Source organism: Candidatus Sysuiplasma jiujiangense (assembly GCA_019721075.1).
In the GTDB taxonomy this organism is placed as follows: domain Archaea; phylum Thermoplasmatota; class Thermoplasmata; order Sysuiplasmatales; family Sysuiplasmataceae; genus Sysuiplasma; species Sysuiplasma jiujiangense.
Window position 1 is genome coordinate 1 of sequence record JAHEAD010000035.1, and the last position, 7,091, is coordinate 7,091.

The 7,091-nt window shown below is 45.9% G+C and carries 10 protein-coding genes; 9 read left to right on the forward strand and 1 reads right to left on the reverse strand.

Features of this window, described 5'->3' with window-relative positions; genetic code table 11:
- Nucleotides 1-98: 98 nt before the first annotated feature.
- From KIS29_10930 to KIS29_10965, 8 genes are all read left to right on the forward strand, one after another.
- Nucleotides 99-332 (forward strand): hypothetical protein, encoded by a 234-nt coding sequence (locus KIS29_10930; GenBank protein ID MBX8640838.1) that lies wholly within the window; start codon nt 99-101, stop codon nt 330-332.
- A 125-nt stretch (nt 333-457) separates the two neighbouring features.
- A complete protein-coding gene (locus KIS29_10935; GenBank protein MBX8640839.1) occupies nt 458-679 on the forward strand; it encodes a twin-arginine translocase TatA/TatE family subunit in 222 nt (73 codons plus the stop codon).
- A gap of 5 nt (nt 680-684) precedes the next feature.
- Entirely contained in the window at nt 685-1,464 is a 780-nt protein-coding gene (gene tatC, locus KIS29_10940; GenBank protein MBX8640840.1) for a twin-arginine translocase subunit TatC, read from the forward strand.
- Nucleotides 1,451-3,220: a hypothetical protein gene (locus KIS29_10945; protein ID MBX8640841.1), complete on the forward strand. Its 1,770-nt coding sequence runs from the start codon at nt 1,451-1,453 to the stop codon at nt 3,218-3,220. The genes tatC and KIS29_10945 overlap by 14 nt, the downstream gene beginning before the upstream one ends.
- A complete protein-coding gene (locus KIS29_10950; GenBank protein MBX8640842.1) occupies nt 3,217-3,744 on the forward strand; it encodes a hypothetical protein in 528 nt (175 codons plus the stop codon). Before KIS29_10945 ends, KIS29_10950 begins: the two co-directional genes overlap by 4 nt.
- On the forward strand, nt 3,741-4,856 hold the full coding sequence (locus KIS29_10955; protein MBX8640843.1) for a hypothetical protein: 1,116 nt from the start codon (nt 3,741-3,743) through the stop codon (nt 4,854-4,856). The genes KIS29_10950 and KIS29_10955 overlap by 4 nt, the downstream gene beginning before the upstream one ends.
- Nucleotides 4,857-5,046: 190 nt before the next feature.
- Entirely contained in the window at nt 5,047-6,210 is a 1,164-nt protein-coding gene (locus KIS29_10960; protein ID MBX8640844.1) for a hypothetical protein, read from the forward strand.
- Between the two features lie 5 nt (nt 6,211-6,215).
- Entirely contained in the window at nt 6,216-6,533 is a 318-nt protein-coding gene (locus KIS29_10965; protein ID MBX8640845.1) for a hypothetical protein, read from the forward strand.
- Nucleotides 6,534-6,587: 54 nt separating this feature from the next.
- On the opposite strand, the gene KIS29_10970 is transcribed toward KIS29_10965, so the two are convergent.
- The gene (locus KIS29_10970; GenBank protein MBX8640846.1) at nt 6,588-6,758 is read right to left on the reverse strand and encodes a hypothetical protein; all 171 of its coding nucleotides are present in this window, start codon (nt 6,756-6,758) and stop codon (nt 6,588-6,590) included.
- A gap of 66 nt (nt 6,759-6,824) precedes the next feature.
- On the opposite strand from KIS29_10970, the gene KIS29_10975 reads away from it, so the two are divergent.
- A complete protein-coding gene (locus KIS29_10975; protein ID MBX8640847.1) occupies nt 6,825-7,052 on the forward strand; it encodes a hypothetical protein in 228 nt (75 codons plus the stop codon).
- The last annotated feature ends 39 nt before the right edge of the window (nt 7,053-7,091 follow it).

Here is a 7,091-nt window from a genome sequence, read left to right on the forward strand (position 1 = left end):
GTGATACAGCAGCCACAATTCTCAAGTACTATTCAAAGCCAAGCCCCGAGTTCATCCGGAAGACCATACAGGAGAAACAGATGTTTGAGGTGAAGTGATTGCAGCTTCAGGATCAGGTCAAGCCATTCACTCACCAGATTGATAATGTCATCCTTGAGGCCATTCCACCCGGAAGGAAAATTTTCGGAAGGGCACTCGCCTATCAGCTGGATATTCCTTACAAGGTGATCCGGTACCACATCAGGGAATGCCTCTCGATAGTGGTAGAAATTACGACCCCCCACATAAACTCTGACGGCAGATCATGGAACGTCATCATATACCGCAGATGAATGTATATATAACCACTTGAATATATCCATTCACAGTTTCTGGGGAGGCGAGCCATCGAGCCCCAGAAACTTGGATGGCTTCTTTCCCAGGAATTAGTAATACCGTAAAACAAAGGTGAACATAAATGTATGACTCAATAACAGGGATACTCATAGTAGCAGGCATAATAGTCGTATTATTCGGTTACAAGAAATTCCCGGATATTGTACGAAGTTTTGGAAGAGCAACAGGGGAGTTCCAAAAAGGCAAAATGGAAGCACAGAAGGAACTCGACGAAATAAAGAAATCTGTTGCTGAGCCTGCAAATGATGTCAAGAACACAGCAGCAGAAATAAAGAAAGGGTAATGTAAATGGGCGAAGGCATGCTCGATGAACTGCAACCGCATATCTCCGAGTTGTTTCAGAGACTGAAGCACATAGGCATAGCCTTCGTCATCGTTCTTTTAACTGTATTCATGTTCAATCCACTGAAACTGACATTCGGTCTCACAGGTTCATTCACCGTTTACGTGTTCAGGCTTATTTCAGAGAATATAGGCGGCGTGAAGATAATAACGATCTCACCTTTTGAGTCGCTTTTTACGGATCTGTTTCTTGGAGTTGTGATATCAGTCATGATATTGCTTCCTTATATTCTCTATAATGTGTTTGCTTTCATCATTCCGGGAATGTCAAAAAGGGAGAAGCGGCTCCTCAAATTATCCCTTATTCCCGGAACCATCATGTTCATCGTTGGAATGTCGTTTGCATGGTATCTCCTGATACCTCTGATGTTCCATTTTACAGCAATCCTGGATCCGGCAATGGGCGTTGAACCAACCGTATCTGCACAGAAGCTGATTGGTCTCTTATTGACAATCATATTTTCTCTGGGTCTCGTGTTTGAGATGCCACTGATAATCTCTGCACTCGTTTATCTCGGCATAGTTGATGTTCAGTTCCTAAAGGCGAAATGGAGGTATGCGGTTGCAGGTTCATTCATAGCCGCATGGATCATATCACCGGGTGCGACTGGTGGTCTCATAGAAACTGCAATGGGATTGATATTTTCAGGCTTGTACTTTTCTGGTATATATCTCGGAAAGTTCATGGAAGTACGAAAAAGGAGTTATGTGTATGTGGAAGCATAAAGAATCGAAGTGGTTGGTACGTGGTGGTCGCAAGGTTAGATGTTATCTCTGTGGAAAGAAGATTCTCGCAAAGGGTGACCTGTTTCTTTTCCATCAAGACACAGGGTATTATTCGCACCAGTCCTGCATGACGGAAAGCACCACGCTAAGTGGAAATGAAAGACGAAGGGCAGTCAAGAAGATAGCCGTTGGGGCTGCCGTTGTCGGTGCCATAGCTGCAGGTGCTGGGAAATTCATCGACATTTCCTCACAGTCGAAGGGATCAAATTCACCTGATACGCAGACCATACTGACCTCACAGGGGTTGATACTACCTGCACTTACATCCGATCCTGCGAATCCTGTTGCAGGTCAAATGTGGTATCGATCAGATGCAGGTGTTACGGCGCATTATGATTCAATTCAGAATAGAGTTGTGTATTCATCTGAAATCAACAATGGCAATGTTAATGTTACATCTAAAGGAATTGTTAACGGTTTATCTGTATTGCCCAACGATGGCACTGGTGGTTTCGGGCCGGGTTCATTACAGGCAGACGGATCACTGACGCAGACATCAGGGATACAGGAAGCTGTGAATTATATATATAATTCTGGCACTACTATTAATGGTAATGGTGGAAAATCACTGTTAACTGACGCAATTTATCTGGATGGTGATGTATTTGAGATAGATGCCCCAATTACAATCTCGGCTGCTCCGTCAGGTGTTTATGGGCCGAATCTGACAGTCAGAGGACGGGGAATACAGAATACTATTCTAAACTTCAATTTTGATAACGAATGGGGAATTACTATATCTCCAGATAATTCATACGGTATGTTTTCTTTTGAGGGATTTTCTCCAAATGCAGGAGCAGGATACACGCCAAACGGTTGGCTAAATGCGGATTGGTCGGGGTCAAGCAATGCAGGACAAACAAACATGATATTAAAAGACATAAATGTTTACCCTGCAACATGGTCTGTAAATTCGATGGTGCTTAAGGCAATGGCATACGTTCTCCTGCTCAATGTATGGGATACGACAAAATCGTCTGACACTGGGCCAGTTCTTGCAAACGAACTAAATCAATGGATAGGTGGCGTGTCATATCAACCAATCAACTTGACAAATACGAGCATTGGCACATTTGTTACAGAATTAGATGGATTGCAGTCTTGCCCAGTCAGTGTAACTTATGGAACAGTCCTTTTAAGTGTTAGGAACTGCATGGGATTTGTTTTTACGATAGGAGCAGCAACAATGACAAATCTGTATCTGGAAAATGTAGAATATGGAACATTGTCAGGGTCAGCCTTAATCAGTGCATCATCTGCTTCAACCATTAACATGATAACCATAAAAGGGTTATTCACAAGCACAACACAGACCAAATCATTGTTAGATACCACGAATTTAACTGTTTTAAAACTATCCGCTGAAGGTGTAAATCCATCATCCGGCACACTGACGCTTCCATCTGTTTCCATATCTGCAAATCCACCTGTAAGTGGAACAGTTTATCAAAATACCAATCCATATGACATAGAAATAGACCTGCCAGTATATGCAACAACATCTGGAACAGCAGGATACGTTACGATAGCAAAGGGTTCAACAGATACGCCAACTGCAATAAGCAACCAGTATGTGAGTGGAGATACATCTTCAACATCAACACAGATAATCAGGTTAAGAGTTCCAGCAGGATGGTATTATTCATTCACAGGATCAGGTGTAACATTTGCAACAGCTACGCCATTTGCAGAGTGATTGAAATGAAAATTAAATGTCCTGTAGCACTGTGTGAATGGGAAGGCAAAACCCATCAATTTCATAAACATATCGAGGAATACAAAATCACATGGAAAAATGTCATGGACAGTGGATTTCCGAGATCAGAATCACATGAAAGATGGGCAAACTATTTCTTCAAAGAAATCTGGAATGATCCAAATCTGCCTGAAAAAGTAAAATGGACAAACATTGCAGTTGCCTACGTGAATCAGATCAAGAATCAAAGCAAGATGGCACAGCACAAGGGAAAGTTATCCCCTGATGGTTCCGACAAAATAGAGATGCATGATGGCAAGGTATTCATGAATGGGCAGGAATACTCACCTGATGAATTCTCAAAGATAATGCCCGGAATCAAGGTTCCACAGGGGCAGAAGCCACCGTTTGAGACCGTCAAGGACATTTCAGGTGATTTGAGGATCACGCATGAAGGAAAAGATTACACAATTGAAGAGTTCAGGAAGCTGCAGCGAGAGAAATTGGAGATGCTGAAAAAATGAAGATGAGGCTGCTTGTGGTTCCGATACTTTTCCTTCTGTTTGTGGGAATGATTGCGGTACCGCAAGCGAATGCCTCAACGCCTCCTTCGGTGCATTTTGATTCGAGTCCGATCACTACATGGTACAACGAGACACCTTATGAATATCCAGCATCAATATCGGCACCGTATAACTGGACTCTCAAGACGAATGCATCCCTGCACATGACAGGTGGCAATACGGTGAATGACACGGCAGCACAGACCGTGTTTGGCATTCTTTCAACAGGCAGCTACTGGGTCAATCTTTCGATTACTTATCACAATGCCACCAACGTAACCACATTGCTGACCTACCAGAATTTCACGTTGACAATCCTCAACAAGCCTTACATATATTCAACTCCCGAAACCTTCTTCTATCAGGATTCCACCTATAACTACACCTATGAGATCAATCAGGGAAACATCACCAACTATTCTTCCGGATTCACGTTGAACAAGACTGCCCATACGCTGTCTGAGTATCTGTCTGGAACCTCATATTCTTTCTTTATTACGGTTTCAGATAAGAATGGAACATATACACAATACTGGGGGGCCAGCACGAACAGTACATACAGTTATTCTTTCACCGCAAATCTTAGTGGAACCGCAGTAAGTGTCAAATCGATGATCACAGATATTGGGGTAAACAACACGAGCCTTCTTATGGATTCAGGTCCGGTCCTATCCGTTCCCCGCACCTCCTATTCATACTCGTTCGTTATCATGAGCCCAACAGTGTATTCTATCTCGACATCCTCCGCACTTGCGCCTAATGTTACTCTTTCTTTCAATCTTCTGGCACCCGGGTCTTATAATGTCTTCATGATCAGCAATGTGTCTGGAACAACCATAGTGCTCAACAACGTCAGCTCTACAGGGACAGTCAACATAACCTACGATCCGGCCACGATGCCACTGGACCCTGTATTCGAGGTTTCGCCTTCCATCGCTGCGCCTCCTCCATACCAACCTGTGCAGCCCAATCCTCCAATGAATTTCTTCCCCGCGTATGTCTTCTATATCCTCCTTGCAGCGTCGGCAGCAGGTGTGGCTGTCGGTATATACATCATGATTCGCCGCAGATGAATGTATATATAACCCATTGAATATATCCATTCACAGTTTCTGGGGAAGTGAGCTATCGAGCCCCAGAAACTTGGATGGCTTCTTTCCCAGGAATTAGGAAAAATGGAGGGATAATCTCTCAAGGAATCGGCTTTCTGATGTTACATTCCAGTGGCTCGGACAGGCGATCTCCCTGTTGGATTCCTGAGACATGAAAACAAACACAAGACTTTGGGTAATAATAATAGGCTTGCTTATTGTCTTCGCAGGTGCATTTGGTATCCTCGTCATTGGCGGGGAAGCTGCGCAGGCAAAAAGCAACGGCGGTTTGAACGTAGTAAAGGACTATAACGTTGGAAATGAGGTATCCGAGATTTGGGGCCTTAATACGACAGCGCACACATGGAAGCAGGCGACCCTTACGGGAGCAGGAACAGACGCCATAACGGCGACATTCCCCGTGAAGTTCACGGTCGACCGGGTCATAATAATGACCGACAACTCATCGCAATCCGTGTATGATCTCTTGGTGAAGAGTGCGTATTATGAGTACACCGACCTGACAAGTTCCGGCGGAAAGATAACGAACCTGTACCAGTATTTCGGCCAGTATGTCAACGACTCCGGCACGACCTCGATAAGCGACAAGGGCATAACAGGATATGCGTTGAACTTCTCGCTCTACGGTCCGAGCACGGATCTCTTTGGCCATAACCCGGCTGTCAACCTTCTACAACTATTCGCATCTCCATGGTCCGGAACGGCACAGTACCAGCTGGAAGTCAACTCATCCGTGAATGCAACAACGGCATTCAGCTTCACCTTCACCCAGTACTTCGAGTCATCAGTGAGCTTCAACCTCGTGGATCTCGTCAGCTATTTCATGCTTGCCTTCCTCCTGCTGGGAACGCTCTTCCTGTGGTACGCCACGCCTGAGCACTACGGCGATGAGGAAGAAAGATCAGCAGCGAAGCAGGCCCGGAACGAGCTTCCGCTTGCAATCATAATCGGTGCGGTAGGCCTGTTCATCTTCGCGGTCGTCGGTGAGATGGGAAACATATCTCCGCTCTTCGGCTATGGCGGTGCAACGATGGGCCTGCTCGTTGGAGGATTGCTCACATTCGCGTACACTGCAGTCGCCACAAGGCAGAAATACCACTATACGGCGTTCGTATTCCTGGTTGGCGAGGCTCTGGGCATACTCCTTAACATACTGGTGCCTGATGGAACAATCTACGCGAACTATGCCGCATCGGCGAACGTCCTTGGATCTCTCCTTGGATGGTACGTTGTGGTATTCGCGCTCTTCCTGACCGTCATCGGCGTGCTGAACACGAAGAGGTACAAGCTGCGTCCAAGAGAGCACAGGGAGTGATCTGATTGGCAGATGAGGAAGAGGAAGTATCTTCTGGCTTCGAGCTGACGACAGACGAGATTTTCATTCTCGTAGCCGTCGTGCTTGCGGCAGCTGTCTTCCTCGCCTTATATCTGGACCAGCAGGCAGTTGCGGGAATCGGTGTCGGGATCGTCTCGGGTTTCGCATCCCCTATCACCGCGTTCTTCAACGGCATAGCGCAGGCAATATCCGCGTTCTTCAACTGGATAAGCCATGCGCTGTCGAGCCTGTGGGTCCTGAAGGCCCGGTTGTATATGACCGTGCTTTCAACCAAAAAAATTTATCTTTTTGTCATGAGGTGAAAATATTTTAGCACCTAAGCCAAAGGGTTCTTCCGTTGCGGCGGAACTCATTCTTTATATTATCCTTGCAGTCATCATTATCGCAATCGTATATGCCATCGTCTTTGACTCGTCGGCACTCGGCCCGGTTGGCATTGGAGTCGCAGGATCCTTCGGCTCGATATTCTCGTCATTTGCCAATGGCATCTCGACCGTGATAGAAGGCATTGTCCATGCAATCGTCAATGCTATAACGGGCGCCCTGAGTTCAACCGGCTCTTACCTTTACAAGCACACGATAGGAGCGCTCTGATGCGCCCGATATCATTCCTCATAGGCCTCTTCCTTCTCCTCTTCATCGGCTATGAGCTGCTCACGGGAAACAGGATTCAGGAGATCATGTTTCTCGCTGTCGCAGGAAATTTCATATCGGCAGGCTACTTCAAGGTGAGCACCACCTATACGATCCTCTTCTTCGTTCTGCTCATTTTCGCAACGTTTTCTCTCCTCTACGGACTCGGATCAAGTGATGAAAAGTGAAGAAGTCTGAGCACCGTGAGGAGGAACGCAGGCGGGCCA